General features: G+C 60.6%; 17 protein-coding genes. 8 read left to right on the forward strand and 9 right to left on the reverse strand.

Annotated features, from left to right (window positions below; all coding sequences use genetic code 11):
- Positions 1–3: 3 nt before the first annotated feature.
- Entirely contained in the window at positions 4–5,208 is a 5,205-nt protein-coding gene (locus LQE90_RS07265) for an InlB B-repeat-containing protein (RefSeq protein WP_216529041.1), read from the reverse strand.
- Positions 5,209–5,703: 495 nt separating this feature from the next.
- Here LQE90_RS07265 and LQE90_RS07270 point away from each other — a divergent pair, with 495 nt between their 5' ends.
- From LQE90_RS07270 to LQE90_RS07300, 7 genes are all read left to right on the forward strand, one after another.
- Positions 5,704–6,666, forward strand: a complete 963-nt coding sequence (locus LQE90_RS07270) for a transglutaminase domain-containing protein (protein WP_225748663.1) — start codon at positions 5,704–5,706, stop codon at positions 6,664–6,666.
- Between the two features lie 45 nt (positions 6,667–6,711).
- Entirely contained in the window at positions 6,712–7,764 is a 1,053-nt protein-coding gene (locus LQE90_RS07275) for a type II secretion system F family protein (RefSeq protein WP_114566522.1), read from the forward strand.
- A 55-nt stretch (positions 7,765–7,819) separates the two neighbouring features.
- Positions 7,820–8,095, forward strand: a complete 276-nt coding sequence (locus LQE90_RS07280) for a hypothetical protein (RefSeq protein WP_225748662.1) — start codon at positions 7,820–7,822, stop codon at positions 8,093–8,095.
- Between the two features lie 86 nt (positions 8,096–8,181).
- On the forward strand, positions 8,182–8,619 hold the full coding sequence (locus LQE90_RS07285) for a DUF4860 domain-containing protein (RefSeq protein WP_231088244.1): 438 nt from the start codon (positions 8,182–8,184) through the stop codon (positions 8,617–8,619).
- Complete coding sequence (locus LQE90_RS07290; protein WP_231088245.1) at positions 8,616–9,083, forward strand: hypothetical protein; 468 nt, start codon at positions 8,616–8,618, stop codon at positions 9,081–9,083. Before LQE90_RS07285 ends, LQE90_RS07290 begins: the two co-directional genes overlap by 4 nt.
- Positions 9,083–9,547 (forward strand): S4A5 electrogenic sodium bicarbonate cotransporter 4, encoded by a 465-nt coding sequence (locus LQE90_RS07295; RefSeq protein ID WP_114566519.1) that lies wholly within the window; start codon positions 9,083–9,085, stop codon positions 9,545–9,547. Before LQE90_RS07290 ends, LQE90_RS07295 begins: the two co-directional genes overlap by 1 nt.
- Positions 9,548–9,555: 8 nt before the next feature.
- Positions 9,556–10,629, forward strand: coding sequence for a type IV pilus twitching motility protein PilT (locus LQE90_RS07300; RefSeq protein ID WP_114566518.1), 1,074 nt, complete (start codon positions 9,556–9,558; stop codon positions 10,627–10,629).
- Positions 10,630–11,256: 627 nt separating this feature from the next.
- Here the strand turns inward: LQE90_RS07300 and LQE90_RS07305 are convergent.
- The 6 genes from LQE90_RS07305 to LQE90_RS07330 form a co-directional block, all read right to left on the reverse strand.
- The gene (locus LQE90_RS07305; protein ID WP_216529039.1) at positions 11,257–12,339 is read right to left on the reverse strand and encodes a DUF2804 domain-containing protein; all 1,083 of its coding nucleotides are present in this window, start codon (positions 12,337–12,339) and stop codon (positions 11,257–11,259) included.
- Positions 12,332–13,189, reverse strand: a complete 858-nt coding sequence (locus LQE90_RS07310; protein ID WP_216529038.1) for a mechanosensitive ion channel family protein — start codon at positions 13,187–13,189, stop codon at positions 12,332–12,334. Before LQE90_RS07310 ends, LQE90_RS07305 begins: the two co-directional genes overlap by 8 nt.
- Before the next feature lie 50 nt (positions 13,190–13,239).
- Positions 13,240–13,785 (reverse strand): anaerobic ribonucleoside-triphosphate reductase activating protein, encoded by a 546-nt coding sequence (nrdG, locus tag LQE90_RS07315; protein ID WP_216529037.1) that lies wholly within the window; start codon positions 13,783–13,785, stop codon positions 13,240–13,242.
- A gap of 223 nt (positions 13,786–14,008) precedes the next feature.
- Positions 14,009–16,330, reverse strand: a complete 2,322-nt coding sequence (locus tag LQE90_RS07320; protein WP_216529036.1) for an anaerobic ribonucleoside triphosphate reductase — start codon at positions 16,328–16,330, stop codon at positions 14,009–14,011.
- Between the two features lie 234 nt (positions 16,331–16,564).
- A complete protein-coding gene (locus LQE90_RS07325; RefSeq protein ID WP_114566513.1) occupies positions 16,565–16,837 on the reverse strand; it encodes a hypothetical protein in 273 nt (90 codons plus the stop codon).
- A 3-nt stretch (positions 16,838–16,840) separates the two neighbouring features.
- The gene (locus tag LQE90_RS07330; protein ID WP_216529035.1) at positions 16,841–17,743 is read right to left on the reverse strand and encodes a homocysteine S-methyltransferase family protein; all 903 of its coding nucleotides are present in this window, start codon (positions 17,741–17,743) and stop codon (positions 16,841–16,843) included.
- 633 nt (positions 17,744–18,376) lie between these two features.
- On the opposite strand from LQE90_RS07330, the gene LQE90_RS07335 reads away from it, so the two are divergent.
- Positions 18,377–19,510 carry a TDT family transporter gene (locus LQE90_RS07335; RefSeq protein WP_216529034.1) on the forward strand — a complete coding sequence of 378 codons (1,134 nt, stop codon included), beginning with the start codon at positions 18,377–18,379 and terminating at the stop codon, positions 19,508–19,510.
- Between the two features lie 336 nt (positions 19,511–19,846).
- On the opposite strand, the gene LQE90_RS07340 is transcribed toward LQE90_RS07335, so the two are convergent.
- Positions 19,847–20,665, reverse strand: a complete 819-nt coding sequence (locus LQE90_RS07340; protein WP_216529033.1) for a UTP--glucose-1-phosphate uridylyltransferase — start codon at positions 20,663–20,665, stop codon at positions 19,847–19,849.
- Between the two features lie 113 nt (positions 20,666–20,778).
- A complete protein-coding gene (locus LQE90_RS07345) occupies positions 20,779–20,967 on the reverse strand; it encodes a hypothetical protein (RefSeq protein WP_114566510.1) in 189 nt (62 codons plus the stop codon).
- Positions 20,968–21,004: the final 37 nt, after the last annotated feature.

The raw sequence follows: 21,004 nt of genomic DNA on the forward strand, positions 1-21,004 counted from the left end.
TCCCTACTCGTTCAACCCGGCAGCTGCAACCGTCCCCGCAGGAGCACCCTGAGAAACGTTTGCCGCGGAGGCCTCGTCGTCGAACCGAGAAGGCGCGCCGGGAGCGGGGTCACCGCCCCCGGTCAGGTTGTCTTCGTACTGCTTCAGCTTACGAGAGAACAGGCTGCGACGCAGCGTCACGCAAGCGGAATATATGGCCGTGACAATGATGCCCAGTATGATGTACCAGTGCACCCAGCACGACGCATGATCGTGACCAGCAAGCGGCGTTTCCCCATCGGAGATTTCGGTTTCGCGCTGAGCAAGCGGGGTCTCGTTGTCGCCGATGACCGCTTCGGCAGCGCCCCCGAGCACGTCCACGATGGGCGCAACGATAGGCGCCAGCGGGCTGTCAGGAGGAACCGTGCCCGGTTCGGGCAGCGGCGTAGGCGTCGGAGTAGGCTCGACCGGGTCGGGCGGAATCGGCGGAATCGGCGGAGCCGTAATGGTGAACGTACCGTTGATCACGGAAACCGCGTAGTTCGGATTCTGCGTGAACAGAGCGGTCAGAGCGCCTTGGTACACGCCCACGGCCTCTTCGCCGCCGGGACGGACGTAGGCCACGTCGCCCAGATCGCCTTCGGCCACCAGGCCCTCGACCGTGCCGGTGAAGGTCGGATCGGCGGCACCTGCAACCTTGGAAGCATCGGCAACCGTAATGGTGACGGGCGCAGGGGTGATGACAACGGTCGCGCTCACCGGAGCCGTTTCCCGGTACCCCGGATGCGTGGCCTTCACGTGCACCGTGTACGTTCCGGCATTCGTGAACGACGGATTGCTCTCAGACCAGGTTGCCCCGTTGTCCACCGAGTACAGCAGCGTGGAGCCCTCGACGTCAGCCTCGGCCGTAACGGATACAGGCTGCGCGTCGTAGACCTTCGTCAAACCTTCGGCATCGGACGTGATGCGAACGATATTGCCGTCTGCGGGCTCGATGGAGAAGTCGCCCGGCTCCACCGTATAGGTGTAGTTGCCGTTGAGATTGTCGACCGTAGCAGTAAGGACACCTGCATAGGAACCGACAGCTTCATCGTTGTTGGTGCGGCTGTAAACCACATTGCCCAGCGAATCGGAGCCGATCAGCCCTTCGACCGCACCCGTGAAGGCAGGGTCGGATTCCCCGAACTTCTTGGACGAGTCGTTAACCTTGATGGTGGCGGGCGCGGGAGTGATTCTGGCGGTTACCGAATTGCTGGTCCACACCTGGGTTCCGCGGATCACCTTCACGGTAACTTCGGTGGAATCCGCCACATTGACGAACTCGTTGGCAGCAAGCTGCGTGTCGCCAACCCAATATTCGATTGTATCGCCGGGCAGAACAACGCCGTGCAGCAGCACCTTATGCGGAGCGCCGTCGTAGGTGACGTCGAAGCCGCTTGCACTGAGCGTGGAGAAGTCGGGGACGAACTTGGCCGTGAAGGTGGTCGCCTTGTACAGGTCGCCGTCGCGGTCGACGTTGGCGGCGGCCAGCTCGGCGCTCAGCGCCGCCCCGGCCCCCTCGATGCGCGCGTCGCCCTTGTACCAGCCCTCGAACTTGTAGCCGGGGGCGGGCGCGGCGGTCGAGCCGGTCACGCCGGAGGTGCCGAGCACCTGGATGCCCCGGTTGTCGGCGGGGTCGGCCGTGCCGTTGCCGTCGGTGGCGTAGCTCACCGCGTAGGTCTGGCCGTCGTCGGGGACGAACTTGGCCGTGAAGGTGGTCGCCTTGTACAGGTCGCCGTCGCGGTCGACGTTGGCGGCGGCCAGCTCGGCGCTCAGCGCCGCCCCGGCCCCCTCGATGCGCGCGTCGCCCTTGTACCAGCCCTCGAACTTGTAGCCGGGGGCGGGCGCGGCGGTCGAGCCGGTCACGCCGGAGGTGCCGAGCACCTGGATGCCCCGGTTGTCGGCGGGGTCGGCCGTGCCGTTGCCGTCGGTGGCGTAGCTCACCGCGTAGGTCTGGGTTTCATCGACGACGAAGCGGGCCCAATAGCTGCCCCCGGCATAAACGCCGTCTACCTTAGAAGGAACGAAACGCGCGTCACGGGAAATCGGATTTCCCGATGCCTCCGCGTTGTCATACCAGCCGTCAAATCTATACCCAGAATCTGGCGAAGCCGTCGAGCCAGAAGCGATGCCCGTTACAGGAGCGATCGTTTCGGAAGCACTGCTTACCGACCCGCCCGTCAAAGCGGTATACGTGTAAGTTACAGGCTTGCTTTCCTTCCATTGAGCGTACAGCGTGGTGTTGCCCGTCAGCGAAAGAACTTCGCTGACGGAGTAAGACCTGCCCGAACCATCAGGTTTCGTGTTCCAAACCGCGAAAGAATACCCTGCCCTGTCAAACATACTGTCAGGCAGCGTTACATAATCGTTCTTTTCAGCCGTCCATGTTTCCGTAGCAGGGTTGCTCCCGTAGTTAGCATTGAAGACAAGGCTCACCGCCAAACTAGGATTCACGTAACGAGCAACGAGCTTTGTATCGCCGTTCATCTTGATAGTGTTCCCCGGATAGTACGTGCGACCAGATCCGTCAACCTGCCAACCGACGAATGTCTTGCCGGACGCAGAAAGCAAAGCGTCTTTTACAGGAGCCTTTACGCCAAGCGCGTAGCTGTTAGTATCGACAGGCACGCTTCCGAAACCGATCCCCTTGTCGTACGTCAAAGAAAACCCATCGGTTTTCCAGCGCCCGTACAAGGTCACATCACCGGATACAGGCGTCTCCCAGCTATAGGCAACCAGGCGATCGGTTCCCGGAAGATACCAGTACCATCCAAGAAACTCGCCCAGACCCTCATAGCCCTGACCCACAATGTACACCCCAGGATCTTTGATGTACTCGCCCTGAGCAATACCCTGCGTCTTTACCGGGGTCCCATCTCCCTCGTGCGTGTAGAACTTGGCGGAGTATTGGGAGGACTCCCATTTCGCATATAATTGGACGTTGCTGCCCGGCATAGTGGCTGTACCGAAATCGTAGGGCAGCATATAGTCGCTATCCAGATACCATCCCTTGAATACGTAATGTTCGCGAGTGGGGTCGTCAGGTTCGTGCTGAGCCATAGGAGCTTCGTACAAGACCGTTTTAGAGAGAACAAAGCTTCCGCCCATGGAGTTGAAGGACAAGGTGTATGCATTGCGATCATAATAGAAGTTGTAGGTAGACACCCACTGGCTCCCGTCCCATTCCCAGACAGGATCTGTATTGTAGTCCGATTTTTTGGAAAACCCGCCGATGGTCTTCGCGCTTAGGCTTCCGCTGTGAAGCAGCTCTTGCGTATATTCGTTAAGAGCGCTGTAGTATTTGCCGTTCGGCATTTGTTTCGCATCCGCAGGAAGATTAGAGGGATCCGCCACCTCAAGCCAGTAGTTTACCTGGCTTCGCGACACCGTGTTCCACGACGCTGTCGCCGTTATCACCTTATCGTTGTTGGCGCTCGCTATGATATCTTCGGTCATCGTAAAACGATGGCTCACGAACGTGCTGTAGCCGAAGCCGGTCCACCCGGCAAAGCCCTGATTCCGGTTGCTCCAAAACGTCGCATTCTTAGATGACACCCAAAGGCTTCCGATAGACTGCTCGTATTTTGCTGCAAACGAATACTTGCTGGAGTTCCAGCCTCCACTGTACAGAACACCGTCAAAGCTCATCCAACGAGAACTGCTACTGCCCAGATCGAATTGCACCGTATACAGCGTACGCTTGTAATACACGTTTATTACCGTGGAGCCCGTGCCGGAAATCTGGGTCGTATCGCCGAACGCGTAGTATCCGTACTTAGCCAGGTCGCTGTATTGATTGGGATTCAAAAGACCTGAAGCCCGCAAGCTATCGCCCGACACCGTGCTCCCCGCTTGAGCGCGCATGGTAACTTGCTGGCTAAACGAGTAATTGCTCGTATTCGTGCCGGCATCGCCGGCAATATTCGCATGCTCGAAGTTGTACACAAGCGTGTAATCGACGGTCGCGCCCTTCCATACGCCGTACAAGACCGTATCGGCCTTGATCTGCGTATCGAAGTTGAACGCCCCCGAGCTTCCATCCTCGCTCGTCGACCAATACTGGAAGTCGTACCCCTCGCGAGTCGGATCGTTGGGCTCGGGGCACATTTCGCCCTCTACCACGTTTTTCGAAATGGGATCGTTTCCTTCAGCAGTGAACGTGACCGTATGCAACGCAGCGCTCACCGCATCGACGGCAAGAACGGGCGACAAATGGCTCAACGTCGCCCGAGTTCCATCGGAAACCTTCTCAACGTCTGCTATATTGCCCTCGGAGTGATACAAAGACGTGGACCCGGCCTTCAAATCAGCGTTCGCCAACGTCAGGGAAACGTCGCCTTTAGGCTGGATCTGATTCCCCGCGGCGTCGAACAGCGTCACATCCACGGCGACAAAGCCGACCAGCTTCTTTCCTTCGGCCGAAGCTTTCTCCTCGGCAACTTGGCGAACGTCCTCGCCCCCAAGCGGAACGACCTTCATGGCAACGCCCGCAGGGAGCACGCCAGCGGGCGCCTCCAAAGAGACCGTGGTCGCACCGACCGTTTGGGAGAGAGAAACAGCCGGAGCATTGGAATTCCCAGTCGTATCAACCTTCGAGTCGCCGGTAATAGGCGTGGTCTCGGGCGCCGGCGCAGGCTGCTCGGCCTCCACGGCCTCGGCGTTCACGGTAACCACCAGCGTGCTGTCCACGTGCTCGGCGGCAATGGCGTAGCCGCCGTCAATCTCTTGAACCGGTACGTTCTCGCTCGCGGAGTTGCGTGCAACAACCTGGGAAACCCTGTAGCCCGTATCGGCCGAAGCGGCGAACTTCAGCTCTTTGTGCAGCTCGGTTGTAAGCGTCTTGGCATAAAGAATCTGGTCCTTCACGGACACGTAGGCATGCTCGGCCTCAAACGTGACCACCGCTTCGTCAACCTCGGGCGCAACGATAGGCCCGGCCTGCGATGCGGACGAGTCAGATCCAGCGGCATCGGCACCGTGCTGCACGGCGTCTTGAACCGCCTGCTGATCCTGAGAGGCCTCAATGGTCTCCGCCGATTTCTGCGCAGAAGAACCAGCCGACGCTCCGTCGGCGCCGCCTTCGGCAAAAGCCGCGAAATTCGTCATGGTCAAAACCATGACAACCGCCATGAACACGGCCAGGCATTTGCCTTCAAACGTGTTTTTGAGATCGAGCATCTTCTCTAGCATACGTATCACCCACACTTCTACCGGATCGCCATTCCGGATTGACGCTTGCGCCGGGCAACTAGCCCGCACGATGCGAAGCGCGACGAGCGCTTCCCCTGTCAGTGTGCCGTTACGTTATCGAGCATGCTCGTGTTCGTGACTCCCGTGGTAGGCTTGCCCGAGCTTCCGTTCATGCGAAAACCGTACAAACCCTTAATTAGTTTACCATGCAAGCGTTCAAATGTCTCTTTGTCGGGTGCATTTTTCGGCTGTTTACCCAACTGTTGAATAAGCGGTAAAACCTGATGAACGTACATAAACAAGCAAATCGAGCCCTGGGGCGCCCTTCGAAACAACACATCCTCCATGCCTTTCCCGCAGCTTGGCGTACCCTGCGATCCACGCTGCAGCATAGCGGTATAATGCCCAATACGGCTCAACCCCAGAAAGGCGTGCATGCAGGAAGACGCTGCGATAGTCGTCCCTTGTCGACAGTCTGCGAAATCGGCGGCTTCCATGCCCCGGAGAATTCGCGCGCACCGCATCTTCCGCTGCCTGCGCGCGGCCGCGTTCGCCTGCGCGCTCCTGGTTCTTTTGACAAGCTGCAGCGAAAGCGGCCGAGGAACCGACTCTCCGTCAAGCGGCAACCAGGGGCAAACCTCCGGGCCAGCCTTCACGCAGACCGAACCCGCCCTCTCCCCCTTCGACGCATCGGCCGCGACCAACCTCGACGGAGCGCTCATAGACGCTTCCCATCTTTCGGAGGGTTACGTTTCGGTCAGCGCCACATCGCAATCTCGATTGAAGTTCCAAGTGAAAAGCGGGGGTCTGGAGTACAACTACGACCTCCCCAACGACGGTACGCCCATATCGTGCCCGCTCAGCGAGGGCAACGCAACCTACTCTTTCACCGTATGGGAGAACACGTCGGGAAACCGCTATGTCGAACTGGCCAGCCTGCCCGATCAAAACGTGGCCCTTTCCGACGAGTTCCAACCGTTCATCAGGCCCAGCGTCTATTGCAACTACGGACCGGACAGCGCCGCGGCAAAACTGGCGAACGAGCTATGCGCCAACGCGCAGAACCAAGGCGACGTGGTGCGCGCCGTTTACACTTGGATCGTGGACAATGTAGCGTACGACGAGGAGAAAGCCGCTGCACTTGCCGACGCAACCGGATACGTTCCCTCCCCCGACGCAACCATCAACGCCAAAACCGGCATCTGCTTCGACTACGCATCCCTCGCAGCGGCTATGCTTCGTAGCCAAGGCGTTCCCTGCAAGATAATCACCGGAAACGTCTCGCCTGATAATATATACCATGCATGGAACATGATATATATTGATGGCACGTGGATCGGCGCCGGTATCGACGTCAGGCAGAACACCTGGACGCGCATCGATACCACGTTTGCCGCAGGGGGCGCGTCAAGCTACGTCGGAGACGGAACCGGCTACACCGATCGTTACACGTACTGACATGCTAGTTTGCGCATGAGGGCAAGATAAGGAGCGAGTAGGGACATGGCCACGAAGATGCTCGAAAGCAGTGCGATCGCCGCATTTTGCGAAAGCGCCGCCGTCATGCACTCAGCCGGCATTCAGATGGACGAAGCCGTCTACCTGCTAGGCGAAAACATGCAGGACGCCGCGTTCAAGAACGCCTGCGACAGCGTATATGCAGAGCTGATCTCAGGGAAATCACTGGCTGAGGCTTTGGAAAAGTCAGAGAGCTTCCCCCATCACGTGGTGGACATGGTTGCCGCCGGCGAACACTCGGGACGCTTGGAGAACGTGCTGTGGAGCCTGGCGAAGTACTACGACGAAGAAGACCGCCTGTACGCTAAAACCAAAAGCGCCGTTGCCTACCCCGCCGCGCTCCTGTCCGTGATGACGGTGATCCTGCTGTTCACCGTAGCCGTCATCCTGCCCGTGTTCGTTGACGTTTACACCGGCTTGACTGGCAACCTGACCAGCGGATCTTTCGCTTACGTGAACGCGTCCATCATCATCGGATGGACCGCTTTGGGCATTACGCTGCTTTGCACGGTGCTGGTGCTTGTTGGCATCGTCGCCAGCCGCTCGCCCCAAGGCCGCAGCAAGCTTGTCCGGCTGCTCGAACGCATGCCGCTCACGCGCGAACCGCTGCGTCAAATGGCCGTCGGGCGGTTCACGGCCGCACTCGCCACGTTCGTCGCAGCCGGCGTAAACACCGACACCGCTATGGAGCGCGCCGTTGCCATGGTCGACCATCCCGCCTTGAAATCCCAGCTTGAGAACGTGCGCGGCCAAATGACCGACCCGTCGCTCGGCAAAAGCCTGGCGCAAGCAGTATTCGACAACAACGTGTTCGAGCCCGTCTATGCGCGCATGCTCGTGGTAGGCACACGCTCGGGAAGCCTGGAAACCGTGCTGGCCAGCTTGTCGGACACGTTCTTCGACGACTCCTCCATCCGCCTCGATCGCCTCATCGACAGCGTGGAGCCCACCTTGGCGGCCTTTTTGACCGTCAGCGTGGGAGCAACGCTGATAGCCGTCATGCTGCCCCTTATCGGCATCATGGGATCGATCGGATAACGCCATGTACCGCGAGATGACAAAACAGGAGATCAGAAAGCGAACGCGCAAACGTATGTCGATATTTTTCGCCATCGTTGCCGCAGCGGCGCTCATTTGGGTCGCCTACGGTTTCGTCAGCGCAACCCTACGCGAGCAAGGCGAGCTTTCGGTGCGAAACGCCATACTGAACAGCGCGAAGCAATGCTGCGCGATCGAGGGCACCTATCCGCCGTCCTTGGCGTATCTCGAGAAAAACTACGGGCTTGTCGTAAACCGGAGCGACTACGCAATCACCTACGAGGTGTTCGCCGACAACGTCATGCCCAACGTCGTGGTGCTGGCAAAATGAACGGCAACCACAACATAGCACAGGCGCTTGTCCAGGCAACGCACCCGGGTCAAGCCGCAAGCCGCCCGAGCCAAAGTCGCGACCGCGTGTTCATCACGATCTTGTTCGCGGTGCTTTCGCTGTTTCTCCTGATCTCGCTGCTTGTAGGAACGAACGCGTACAAGTCCATCAACGCCGTGCGCACCGCCTCCGACGAAACACGTCTGGGATTGTCGCTCATAGGAAACTCCATTCGCGCAAACGATGCGACCGACGCTGTAGGAGTGGCCGAAGGACCGGAGGGGTCGGCGCTCGTGCTGACCGAGCGCCTGGAAAGCGGCGTGTACGAAACAAGACTGTACGCCTACCAAGGATCGATCGTCGAAGAATACGCTCGCGCCGACGCCGCCTTCACGCCGGAAAAAGCGCGTGAAATCGTGAAATCGAAGCGATTCGACTTCGCATACGAGAACGGCCTGCTAACCGTGCACACCGACCAGGGCTCGACCTCCGTCGCCTTGCGCAGCGTCCGAGGGGGTTCATGATGGTCGTGCAGATTCCGCGCCACAGGCGCGCACGCGAAGAGAACCGCCGTTCATGGCATGGCGGCGCGTTCATCGTTGAATCGCTTGTGCTTCTTGCATTTCTGATGGCCGCACTTGCCGTGGTGGTTCAGCTTACGGGAATCGCGCACGAGCGCGGAACGGAAGCCGACCACCTTTCAAACGCCGTCACGATTGCTGCGAACAATGCCGAAGCGTTCGCAGCCGACCCAGCATCGGGGAACATGACCGCATCGTTCACCATTGCAAACGGTAGCCTGGTGGAAGTCGACGGTACGCCGGATGCAGGAGACGAGAGCACAACGTACCAGGTCAACCGCACGGTAGAGCAACATGACAAGGGCGGCGGAACCCTGTATACCGCCCATATCGCAGTAACGCAAGGTGCCGAAACCGTATACACGTTGGACACGTCCCGCTACTCGACCGGCGCAGAGGAGGCTTGATGAGCAGATCGAAAGGATCGGTACGCATCGGACCCATCAGCCTGTTTACCCTGATGACCGTCTTGTGTTTGGCTGTACTGGGAGTTTTGTCCATCAGCACGGCCCAGGCAACGTACGCGGCAGCGGAGAAGCAGGCGGCGTTCACCGCAGACACCTACGTCAACGAAAGCGCAGCACAGAATCTGCTCGCAAACGTCGACGAAACGCTGGCAAGCGTACGGAAAGCAGGCGGCAGCCTCGACGCCGCCCTCGTTGCGGTGGACGGCATGCTGCCGAGCAACGCCAAGCGCGAAGGAACGACCGTTTCGGCGAAGTTCAGCACCGAAAGCGGCCGAGCGTTGGACATCGAACTAACCGTGCGCGCCAACGCAACGTACGAGATAACGGCATGGAAAGCAACGACGCAGTGGACGAACGCGAGCTCGGGCGAAACGCTCTGGTCGGGCGCCGCTCAAACACGATAGGAGACACCATGAAACTGGAACAGCTTTTGCAGGAGATGGTTGACGCGAAGGCGTCCGACGTCTTCATCATAGCAGGGCTTCCCCTGGCCTACGAAGCGAGCGGTCAGCAAGTTCGGCTGGACACGCCCCCGTTCAAGCCCGCCGACACCGAAGCGTTCGTGCGCGCGATCTACGAAGTATCCGGGCGCAACATGGATCGATTCCTCGACAACGGCAATCACGACGAGGATTTCTCATTCGCCATTTCCGGAATCGGGCGTTTCCGCGCGAATATCTTCCGTCAACGCGGGTCGCTCGGCGCCGTGATCCGCGTCATCCCCTTTGGGCTGCCCGACCCCGCAGCGATGGGAATACCGGAGGAAGTCCTGCGCCTTTCGCAGCTGCAAAAGGGACTGGTGCTGGTCACCGGCCCTGCCGGCGTAGGCAAGTCAACCACACTTGCCTGCATCGTCGATCGGCTGAACCACGAGCGCAGCGGCCATATCATCACCATGGAAGACCCCATCGAATACGTGCACAAGCACGGCAGCTGCATCGTGACGCAGCGCGAGGTGCCCACCGACGTGGCCAGCTATTCCGAAGCGCTGCGGTCGGCTATGCGCGAGGCGCCCGACGTGATCCTGCTTGGCGAGATGCGCGACCACGACACGATCGGCACCGCCGTGACCGCTGCCGAAATGGCGCAGCTTTTGCTGTCGACGCTGCACACCACGGGCGCAGCCAGCACGGTCGATCGCATCATCGACGCCTTCCCCGCTTCGCAGCAGCGCCAGATCCGCATCCAGCTGTCCATGGTGCTGCAAGCTATCGTCAGCCAGCAGCTGGTTCCCGCAATCGACGGCGGCGCGGTGCCTGCATTCGAGATCATGTTCGCGAACACCGCCATTCGCAACCTTATTCGCGAAGAGAAAACGCACCAGATCGACAGCGTGATAGCTGCCAGCGGCGCGGAAGGCATGCGCACCATGGACCAAAGTTTGTTCGACCTGGTAAAAGAAGGCCGCGTGACAAAGGATATGGCCCTGCAGTACAGCATCCACCAGGAAGCTCTCAAACGCCGCTTCGAAGCAGCGAGCTTGTAACAGCTCCCAACCGCATGGCAGAACGAAGGCGAGGTCGATGACCCCGCCTTCGTTTTATTGGGGGGACTGGCGGGGTGTTGCCGGGCGACGACGGGCGGCGGGCGCTGCCCGGCATCCTGTTGGCCCCGATCGACAGCGTCCTGCTGCCAATCGGAGCGCCGTTGGCAGCTTGTCGGGAGCGCGCCGTTGTCGACAAGCGCCCCCTTACCTGGCGGGGCCCCGCCAGCCGGCAGCGCGCCCCTCGTCGCTACCCCAATCAAGAGGTTGCGCGCGAAAAACCGCTCCCGCTGGCAGGTTTTGACGGCTTGAGGTCGTCGAGATGAACTCCGCTTGTCTCACCCCTTTGCTCACTTTTTATTTTACCTGATCAGAGCGTTGTGATGTCGGATGAGGTTCCCAAGGGCGCTCGTCCCGCCGGACCAAACGACCTCAAGCCGTCAAAACCTGCCAGCGGGAGCGGTTTTTCGCGCGCAAGTCGTATGCAAGCCTCATTCCGGGGGACGGAGAACATGGGCGCCCCGTCCCGACCGCCGCATCGCATCGCATCGCATCGAGCGCCAAGCCTGAAGCACCCACCAACGACAAAAAGGGGCGCAGTTCAGTTCGCCTTGAACTGCGCCCCTTGCTCTAATACACGTTGTGGATGACCTCGGCCGACCCTAACAGGTTCGCCACTTCGAACACGGTGCCGTCGTCGAGCGTCACCGTACCGTCGAACCTTCCGAATACCTGGTGCTGGTCGGTGCGAATCACCTTGAAGTCCATCCAGTCAACGCGATCGAGCATCGGCGTGAACACCATATCCAAACGACCCTCGTCGTCGGTTACGTGCCAAGGCTGGTCAAGCTGGTAGCGATCCTCGGTCTTCTTCGCAACCGCAGCCCCCGCTTTCTCGGGAATGCCGAAGTCGACGCGATGCAGCTTGTGGGCAACGCCGTCCACGAACACCATGTTCTCGGACGCAGCGGACGTGTCGCCGAAACCGTACCCCAGGTTGAGTCCGAACCGATGAGCACCGGGCTGCGCCCCTCCGTGCCCATCCTGCCAACCTTGCGCGACGGCCCAGTACCACGTGTTGTCGCGCGTCCACACGCCGCGGCCCCAATCGAGCAAGCCAAACGAACGCTCCGGCGAAAAGCCATGTACGAGCAGGCCCTTCTTGAAGCTGCCCTGCGCTCGCATGGCAACGATCTTCTGGTTGTAGTAGAACGCGAGCGGGTCTTCGGCCCACGGCGTGGCAATCACCATCGTGTCGCGCGGCTCTTCGTCAAGCACCGCCTCAAACGTCAGATCGTCGCGCCCGTCGAATCGAGCGAACTGGGCCTTTATGCGACGGCACCCGTCCTTCACCTCGAAGTCGAACGACACGCGCCCGTTCTGGAACCGCGACACGCCGGAAGACGACGAGGACGGCAGCCGGAACCGGCCCAGGGTCAAGGGAACCATGGTGCTGGCCGTATGCGAAACGCCCTCGGCAAAGTCCATGACAGACGCCGAAATGAGTCCGCCGTACCCCAAATCGCCCAAGGTGAGCGCCACGGCGTACTCATCGTCGTTCACCAGGTAGTAGTCCCATTCCTTGATGCGCAGAGCCGGCGCCTTCACACGCGCGCGGTCGTAGGAACGAACGAGCGCGGTAGCCCAACCGCATTGGGCCAGAGATCCATCGTCGTTATGCAAAGGACCTTCGGTCAATCGCGTTTCAGCCATTCGTCCTCCCTCCCTCGTTTGCGGAATCCTCGGCCACTTGCTGCTTCCCCGCCAAAACACCGTCGATCAGATTAATGCCGCCTTCCCTGGTCAATGGAGCAATGGCACGCAGTACGGCATCGCCTGCCCGAGCACCCGTGCGGCTATCCGCCACGCGAAACACAATGGATCCCTTGAACCCCGCATCTTCGACAGCCGAAAAGGAAAGGGCCGGCTGCTTCGTCAGCTTCGCCACTTCGGATGCGGCCTCGGCGGCAACCCGCTCGATGGCCTCCGCCAAGTCGTCAAGACGGGATCCGTCGGTTGCCACGACAACGGGAATCGATACCTGGTTGGTGGGAGGAAGGTGCACGAGCGCCGTCTTGTTGATGATGGAGTTGGGAATGATGACCTCTGCGCCAGCGCTGTTCCTGATGGTGGTATGGCGCCATGTCACGTCCTTGACCACGCCCGAAGACGAGCCCACTTCTATGTTGTCGCCCGGCTTGACGATGCGCATGAGGCTCACCTGCAAGCCCCCGATCAGGTTGGATATCGTGTCCTGAAAGCCAAGCGAGATGGCGATACCGCCAATGCCCATGGCCGTTATAGCGGCGCTCACATCTACGTTGAAGCAGGTGGACAGCATGATGCAGATGCCCAAGACCCACACTGAAGCACGCGCGATGTTGACGAAGATGGAACTTGAGGGGAGGTTCTTCTCTTCGTTGAAATGCAGCAGCTTGCGCATGAACCGCATCACCAACCGCGCGCACACCGCCGTCAAGGAAAGAATCACCACAACCGTTATCGCCGTGATAACCCAATCGCTTCGCACGAAGCCTTCGATGGCTTGTTCGAGTTGTCCCATGCCGCCGTCCTACCCTCTTGCAATCCTCATCGCCCTGAAAGGCGAACGCCTCACCATGACGGAGGCTTTTGAAACACGTCTTCCTGAGTTTCCCACAAAACGATACGCCCCTGGCTCCTTGTTGCGGGAACGTCAATCAACCGTTGGTTGGAAGAACCGCGCCACGGCAGATCGAAGGAGTGAAACGCCTGCACGAACGGACCGTCCACCAGCACGTCGGTCTGGTCGAGCAAATCGCGTGCAGCGGCATCGGGAAAGCCGTCCTCCAGCTGCTCGTAGCGATAGCCGGAATACGTCCATACGTTCAAGCCTCGTTTTCGCAGCTGACGAGCAAGTTCGGCGCATGCGGCGGCCTGCTCGAACGGCTCGCCGCCCGAAATGGTCACGCCCCGCGCCAGCTTGTTGGCCGCAATCTCGGCCACCAACTCGTCGATGCGGCGAACCTCGCCGCCCGCGCACGGCTGGCTGTCGGGGTTGTGGCAACCCGGACAAGCGTGCGTGCATCCCTGCACGAACACGGCGAAGCGCAGCCCCGGACCATCGACGATGGAGTCCGGGGCCGTACCGTACAAACGAATGGTGGCGGGAGTAGTCACGAGAGGGTCTCCTTATGCGCCCGAAGGGCGCATATTGCACTCACAGGTTGGCGTAGTAAGTCAGCGAGGGCAGCCACGGTGCCCTGAATTCGCGGGATCGCGGAGGCGAAGCGTACTGTGTACGCGAGCTTCCGGGATCGCACGAAGGCAGGGTGCCGTGGCTGGCCGCAGCGGCGGCGCGTTCCGGCGGCCGGCAAAAGCCGCCGGAGCCGCCCGCGTCTGGCTACATCTGATGCTTGACGCGATCGTTCTCCTCGGCGCGCTTGGCGTCGTTGAAGCGATCGAGCGTGCCCACCAGGTAGCCCGTGATGCGGCGAATGCGCTCGAACGACGTGCCGTGCTCGGCCTCGGTGCGACCGCACTTGGGGCACACGTCGCCGATGATGCCGTTGTAGCCGCACACCGGGTCGCGATCCACCGGATGGTTCACGGAGCCGTAGCCGATACCGCTGTCCTTCATGTGACGAATGACCGCCTCGAACGCCTCCAGGTTGTCGGACGGGTCGCCGTCAAGCTCCACATAGGAAATGTGGCCCGCGTTCGTGAGCGCATGATAGGGCGCCTCGATCTCGATCTTGTCGAACGCGCTGATGGGATAGTACACCGGCACGTGGAATCCGTTCGTATAGTAATCGCGATCGGTCACGCCCTCGATGGAGCCGTAGCGCGCACGGTCCATGCGCACGAACCGACCCGACAAGCCCTCGGCCGGCGTAGCGATCAAGCCGTAGTTCATCCCGCGCTCCTGCGACAGCTTGTCCAGGTATCCGCGCATGTGCCCGATGATCTCCAGGCCCAGGTTCTGCGACGACTTCGACTGGCCGTGATGCTGGCCGGTCAACGCCACCAGCGCTTCAGCCAGGCCGATGAAGCCCAGCGACAGCGTGCCGTGCTTGAGCACCTCGCGCTGCTCGTCGTCGGGCGAAAGCTTCTCGGAATCGATCCACACGCCCTGGCCCATCAAGAACGGCGCGTTGTACACGCGCTTGCGCGCCTGGATTTCGAAGCGCTCGTCCAGCTGCCCCACCACCAGCGCAAGCTTCGCGTCCAGAAGGTCGAAGAACAGATCCAGATCGCCCTTGGCGCGAATGGCCAAGCGCGGCAGGTTGATGGACGTGAAGCTGAGATTGCCGCGACCGGGCGTCACTTCGCGATCGGGATCGAACACGTTGCCCATAACGCGCGTGCGGCAGCCCATGTACGCCACCTCGGTCTCGGGCGTGCCCTTGTAGTACTGAATGTTGAACGGCGCGTCCAGGAAGCTGAAGTTGGGGAACAGGCGCTTCGCAGAGCAATGCATGGCAAGCTTGAACAGGTCGTAGTTCGGATCTTCAGGGTTGTAGTTCACGCCTTCCTTCACGCGGAAGATTTGCACGGGGAAGATGGGAGTCTCGCCCGAACCCAAGCCTCCTTCGGTTGCCAACAGCATGTTCTTGACCACCATGCGCCCCTCGGGGGACGTATCCATGCCGTAGTTGACCGAGCTGAACGGCGTCTGCGCACCGGCGCGGCTGTGCATGGTGTTCAGATTGTGCACAAGCGCCTCCATAGCCTGGAACGTCGTGCGATCGGTATCGGCCGTGGCGTTCTTCGCGGCATACGCAAGCGCGCGATCAGCCGTAGCGTCGTCGGCGCCCGCCTGTGCAAGGGCGGCGCGCACGGCGGCCTCGAACTGCTCGTCCATGTGCAGGCTGGCGATCGTGCCCGTCTGGGCTTCCACCGCGTCAAGCGTGTCCTGCGCGAACGCGCGGGCGTCCTCTGCGTTCATCAGCAGATCGACGGCCTCGGCCAAGTGCTTTTTGTACAGGCGACGATACGTCTTGCGCACGCCGTCCGCCAAACCGTAGTCGAAGTCGCAGATAGCCTGGCCACCATGCTGGTCGTTTTGGTTCGACTGAATGGCAATGCAGGCAAGCGCCGCGTAGCTGGCGATGTCGTTCGGCTCGCGCAGCACGCCGTGACCCGTGGAAAAGCCACCCTTGAACAGCTTCTTCAACTCGATCTGGCAGCACGTGGTGGTCAGCGTGTAGAAGTCCATGTCGTGAATATGGATGTCGCCGTCCCGGTGAGCACGCGCAAATTTCGGATCGATGACGCACATTTCGTAGAACTGCTTGGCCGATTCTGACCCGTATTTGAGCATGGTGCCCATAGCCGTGTCGGCGTCGATGTTGGCGTTTTCGCGCTTCATGTCGGAATCGGATGCCTTGGAAAACGTGATGTCCTTGAGCGTTTGGATAAGGCGGCTGTTCACGTCGCGAGCACGGTTGCGCTCGGCACGATAGAGAATGTAGGATTTGGCGGTCTGAACGAATCCGTCCTCGATGAGCGTTTCCTCCACCAGGTCCTGCACGCCTTCCACCGTGGGAACGCCCTCGATGGCGCCGGCTTCAAGCTTGTCCACGACAGCCTGTGCGATGCCGTCGGCAACCGAACGATCCTGCATGGCGCCGCATGCCTGGAACGCCCGCTCCACCGCCTCGGCAATCTTGTCCGCCTTGAACTCCGCCGTGCGGCCGTCGCGCTTTACTATGGTCGTGACCATGCGCCTGATCCTCTCTTCGCCAGTCTTATTCAATCGCTTCCAAATGCGTGCTTTTAAGGGCGCGATCTGTGGTTTCGCTTGGTTTATGCGCAATCTTTCCACAGGATCTACCCAAGATTTTCCACAACATATAGTGGGTGAATGCGTTTCAAATGTTCAGATATAGTACCGGCCCGCCTACGGACGCGCAAGGCGTACACAGTTATTACACGCAGCAAACAGGCCCGGTCGCCGCTATTCGACGGTTCCGTACACCTGCCCCCACGCGTGCCCGCCGATAGCCGAGTTCAGCTGATCGCACAGACGCTGGCGAGTGTACGTGCCCGGAGGCAGCAGCGCGATGATCTCGGCCAGATCTTCGGGAAGATCCGCCGATTCCGCCGCGACAACCACATCGAGCCGTCGCACGGACTTCACGTCCCGATCCGCGAACAAAGACTCGACCACGCTCTGCAATGCGCCGTAGTGGGGACTGCGCACCGTGTTCGTCCGAAAAGAGTCAGCCATGGACTACGCCTCCACGTCCGGACGAACGACGTCGAACCCCTCGCTTGCAGCAACAAGGGCGCCCGTGTACGCCGGCGTGGCAGCGCCGCCAGCGCGCAGGAACTGAGCGCCCGCACCGCGCAGCTGCGTACCGGCCGCCACCAGAACATCCGGGCAGAAATACGGATTGGACTCCGTGGCGCCGCCCTGCTTCGGGTCGTGCGCCCCCACGATCAGCTGAGCCAGAACCGGCAGGGAGCCGGCTGCGCATGCCTGTCGCGCCAAACTCGTTGCGGCCTCAAGGGGAGCGCGCGTCGCAAAGCCCGCCACCGACGCCTCGAAGTCCACCATAACCTCCAACGCCTCCGCGAACGTATGGCGGCCGCCGGAAAGCACGCCGTCAGCATCCACGTCGACCGAAGCGAACACCAGCGCATCGCTCACCTGGCGAACGCCCATGAGTGCGCACTTGAGATCCGACGGGTTCGCGAAACCGTTCAGGAAGAACGCGTCGAACGTCGCCCCTGCGCATGCGCGCGCGGCGTCGGCATACTGGCTGCGATTCTCGTTCAGCGACGCTTTGCTGGAGGGATCGAGCGGCAGCCCGCACGGGCCCACCTCCACCAGCACGTGCTGGGGCTTCAGCTGGCAAGCGATATCCAGTCCGGCCTTCACGACCTCTTGCGCGCGCTCCTCCAGACCGTGGTGCGCCAGACGAGCAGCCGTGATGCCCGCCGTGCTAGTCACCAGGCACTGAGCGCCGGCAACCTTGTTGAGCCGCAGCGCTTCGCGCACAGCCTCGGGCTCCACCAGCGTGGCGTACTCCAGATCTCGGTCGATGTCGAAGCCCTGGCGCTGCAGCACGGCAGCAACCGGAGCGGACAGAACCAGCATATCCCGGTGGAAGCGAAGATCGATATCAGGCATGGAAGATTCCTTTCGTCGAGTGCTTATGATAGCAAAAGAACGGTGCCGCATGGGGCGAGTTGACGTTCACCGATCGTCCGCACCCGTTACACAAGACGAACACGCGCCGGTCACATGTTTTTCAAGGCTGACTTTTATACTGGGTATCGCAAACGAAAGACTCCCCTCCTTTCCGTTTGCACTGCGTAGAAGCAGTAGCGACGCCATCGAGCGTCGCATCATCCCCCTCCTTGTGGGCCGCGAAGTTCCCCTCTTCGCGGCCCGATCTTTTTTCGCGACAACCCCGAATTCCGCTGCTGAACCGCCGTCGACGCGCGTCGCGCTTTCGCCGCTGCGCCGAGCGCTTGCGACGATTTGCCAAGAAATTTGCTTATTTGTTACTTATAAGACCACCAATTCACAAAACGCGCACGTGCGTCACATATCATCTGCAACCTCGGCACGTATACTAGGCTCCAGCAAATGAAAGGCTCCCCTCCTTTTCAGTTTGCTTCTGCTTACCCCTTAAAGCAGAGTCGGTGCCCAAGAGGCACCGTACATCCCCTCCTTGTGGCCCGGCGGAGTTCCCCTCTCCCCGGGCCGATCTTTTTCCAGGGAAGGAATGCGTCCGCAAACCGCGATGAAGGACTCCTCATGAAGTACCTCAAAGACAAGGTTTCACGGCTCCCGCTTCCCGTAGTGCCCGCCACCTTGGGCCTGCTTGTACTGGGAGGGTTTTACGAAACGATCGGATACCCGTTCGTCCATGCGATAACCGCCGTAATCTCGACCGTTGTAGCGCTGGCGTACTGCCTGAAGATCGCCTTCCATCTCAAAAGCGTGATAGCCGCGGAATACGCGAACCCCATGCTTGCCGCGCTATACCCCACCCTCCCCATGCTGATCATGGTGCTGTGCGTATACTACGCAGGCCTCGCGCCCGTCCTGCACGACGGCGCTCGGGCGGTGTTCTTCGCGATGCTCGGGTTGCTGATCGTGCACGTTGCGGTGTTCTTCGTCCGCTTTTTCCTACGGCGATTCGAATGGAAGACGTTCATGCCCAGCTGGTACGTCACCACTAACGGCGTCATGGTGGCCACGGTCGTCGGCATGCCGTTCATGCCCGAGCCGCTGGCACTAGGCATAGTGGTTTGGGGCATCGCGGCGTACGTTGCGCTTACGCCCTTCATGCTTTGGCGCATGAAGCGCTGCGAAGTCGCCGAAGCCACCATGCATTCGCAAGCGATCATGCTCGGTCCGTGCAGCATGTGCCTGGTGTCGTACGTCAACGTTGCAAGCGAGCCGAACCTCATCGTGCTCGCGGCGCTGTTCGCCTGCGTGGCGGTATCGCTTGCGTACGTGGTGGCAAAGCTGCCGAAGTTTTTCAGCGTGCAGTTTCACCCCGGATTTGCCGGCATGACGTTTCCCATGGCCGTAGGGCTGCTGGCAACCCACGGGTTCGCTTCGACGCTCGCCGCCGCCGGATTCGCCAGCGCCGCGTCCATGATTCAGCAAGTGGAGGGCATCCAGCTGCTGCTGGCCACATCCATCGTGGCCATAGTGTACGCACGCTTCCTCGGCATGTTTGCGGCAGGCTTGAAGAACGATCGCGTCAACGGAAAGCTGGCTCCCGAGCAAACCGCAGCGCTGCGCGCGCTCAGAGCGTACCTCAAGCGCGGATCGGACGCGCTTGAGCACCCCGCGAAAGCCGAAGCCTTCGTCCCCGTAGCTGCGGGAATCGATTGCAACGCAGCGTGCGAAGAACCGGGCAAAGCCGAAGAGCGCTAGCATTTGCCGCGTTTTCCTCTCATGGTTACCTTCTTGTTACTTTCAGAAGCATCGATTCACAAAACGCGCACGGTCGACACATACGTTTTTCAAGGTCAACTTTTATACTGGGTATCAGCAAATGAAAGGCTCCCCTCCTTTTCAATTTGCTTCTGCTTACCCCTTAAAGCAGAGTCGGTGCCCAAGAGGCACCGTACACCCCCTCCTTGCGGCCCGGTGGAGTTCCCCTCTCCCCGGGCCGATCCTTTTCCGGGCAAAAAGCAAGCAAGGCAGGACGGGGCATCAGCCTCGTTTCCCGCCTTGCTAGTCCTGCTCCCTTGCCCAGCCCGCCAACGCCTACTTTCCCGCGTTCTTTCGCTCGAACAGAATGTTGTTCGTTTCTAGCCAGCTTTCCACGGTACCGGTGTCGAACCCGTCGGCCGGGTCGATGACCAGCGCGTACATCTCCTCTTCGCGCAGCACGGCGTCGAGCGCGTCGGTCAGCTGGATCTCGCCGCCCACGCCCGGCTCCACGTCGGCCAAAAGCTCCATCACCCGCGCGGACAGCAAGTAGCGGCCGAACACCGCCAAGTTCGACGGCGCGTCTTCAAGCGCCGGCTTCTCCACCAGCGCGTCGATCTTCCACACGTCGTCGGCCACGGGAGCTCCCGCGATCACGCCGAAGCGGCTCACCTGGTCATCGGGCACCGGCATGACCGCGATCACGCTGGCTCCGCCGTGAGCGTCGGACACCTCCTGCATGCTCGGCAGCATCTTGTTGTCCGGCACCAGCACATCGCCCAGCAGCACGTAGAACGGCTCGTTGCCGGTCTTCTCGTGGGCGCAGCGCACCGCATGCCCCAGGCCCAGCGCCTCGTCCTGGTACACGTAGCTCACGTTGTAGTTGCCCACCTGCTCCACCACGTCGGCGTACGCATCCTTGCCGCGGGCGCGCAGCGTGGCAACCAGCTCCGGGTTCGGGCTGAAGTGATCTTCGATAGCCTGCTTCTCGCGGCTGTTGATGATGACCACCTCGTCGGCGGCGGATGCAAGGCCCTCTTCGACAACGTACTGGATGGCCGGACGATCAACAACCAGCAGCATTTCCTTCGGCTGCGCCTTCGTGGCAGGAAGGAAGCGCGTGCCCAAACCGGCGGCGGGAATCAGAGCTTTCATGGCTTCGGGACCTTTCTTGAGTCGCATTTCATACGCGAAGCGCCGCAAGAGCGGCGCTTCGTCTCATTCGTTTCGCTATTGTAGCACGGACGCAAGACGCGTCGAACGTCCCGCTATTTCGCCGCGGTCTTCTCGGCCAGGGCCTCCTCGAGTACGGCCATGTGCGCTTCGGTCTTCTTCAGACCACGCACGATAATGAACACGTACACCAGAATTGCAGCCCACATCAGGGCATACGCCGCGATGATATACGGGGCCGACGGAATGATGGTGCTGTAGATTTCAACAAGAACCGGATTCATGGATGCTCCTTCTCAACGACTCGTTCGTCATGTTCGC

Origin of the sequence: Paraeggerthella hominis (assembly GCF_021044775.1) — a bacterium.
Lineage (GTDB): Bacteria > Actinomycetota > Coriobacteriia > Coriobacteriales > Eggerthellaceae > Paraeggerthella > Paraeggerthella hominis.

Excerpts from the sequence above, each read along its gene's own strand:
- LQE90_RS07265 (WP_216529041.1), bottom strand. The coding sequence starts at position 5,208 with ATGCTAGAGAAGATGCTCGATCTCAAAAACACGTTTGAAGGCAAATGC.
- LQE90_RS07270 (WP_225748663.1), top strand. The coding sequence starts at position 5,704 with ATGCCCCGGAGAATTCGCGCGCACCGCATCTTCCGCTGCCTGCGCGCG.
- LQE90_RS07275 (WP_114566522.1), top strand. The coding sequence starts at position 6,712 with ATGGCCACGAAGATGCTCGAAAGCAGTGCGATCGCCGCATTTTGCGAA.
- LQE90_RS07280 (WP_225748662.1), top strand. The coding sequence starts at position 7,820 with ATGTCGATATTTTTCGCCATCGTTGCCGCAGCGGCGCTCATTTGGGTC.
- LQE90_RS07290 (WP_231088245.1), top strand. The coding sequence starts at position 8,616 with ATGATGGTCGTGCAGATTCCGCGCCACAGGCGCGCACGCGAAGAGAAC.
- LQE90_RS07295 (WP_114566519.1), top strand. The coding sequence starts at position 9,083 with ATGAGCAGATCGAAAGGATCGGTACGCATCGGACCCATCAGCCTGTTT.
- LQE90_RS07300 (WP_114566518.1), top strand. The coding sequence starts at position 9,556 with ATGAAACTGGAACAGCTTTTGCAGGAGATGGTTGACGCGAAGGCGTCC.
- LQE90_RS07305 (WP_216529039.1), bottom strand. The coding sequence starts at position 12,339 with ATGGCTGAAACGCGATTGACCGAAGGTCCTTTGCATAACGACGATGGA.
- LQE90_RS07310 (WP_216529038.1), bottom strand. The coding sequence starts at position 13,189 with ATGGGACAACTCGAACAAGCCATCGAAGGCTTCGTGCGAAGCGATTGG.
- LQE90_RS07320 (WP_216529036.1), bottom strand. The coding sequence starts at position 16,330 with ATGGTCACGACCATAGTAAAGCGCGACGGCCGCACGGCGGAGTTCAAG.
- LQE90_RS07325 (WP_114566513.1), bottom strand. The coding sequence starts at position 16,837 with ATGGCTGACTCTTTTCGGACGAACACGGTGCGCAGTCCCCACTACGGC.
- LQE90_RS07330 (WP_216529035.1), bottom strand. The coding sequence starts at position 17,743 with ATGCCTGATATCGATCTTCGCTTCCACCGGGATATGCTGGTTCTGTCC.
- LQE90_RS07335 (WP_216529034.1), top strand. The coding sequence starts at position 18,377 with ATGAAGTACCTCAAAGACAAGGTTTCACGGCTCCCGCTTCCCGTAGTG.
- LQE90_RS07340 (WP_216529033.1), bottom strand. The coding sequence starts at position 20,665 with ATGAAAGCTCTGATTCCCGCCGCCGGTTTGGGCACGCGCTTCCTTCCT.
- LQE90_RS07345 (WP_114566510.1), bottom strand. The coding sequence starts at position 20,967 with ATGAATCCGGTTCTTGTTGAAATCTACAGCACCATCATTCCGTCGGCC.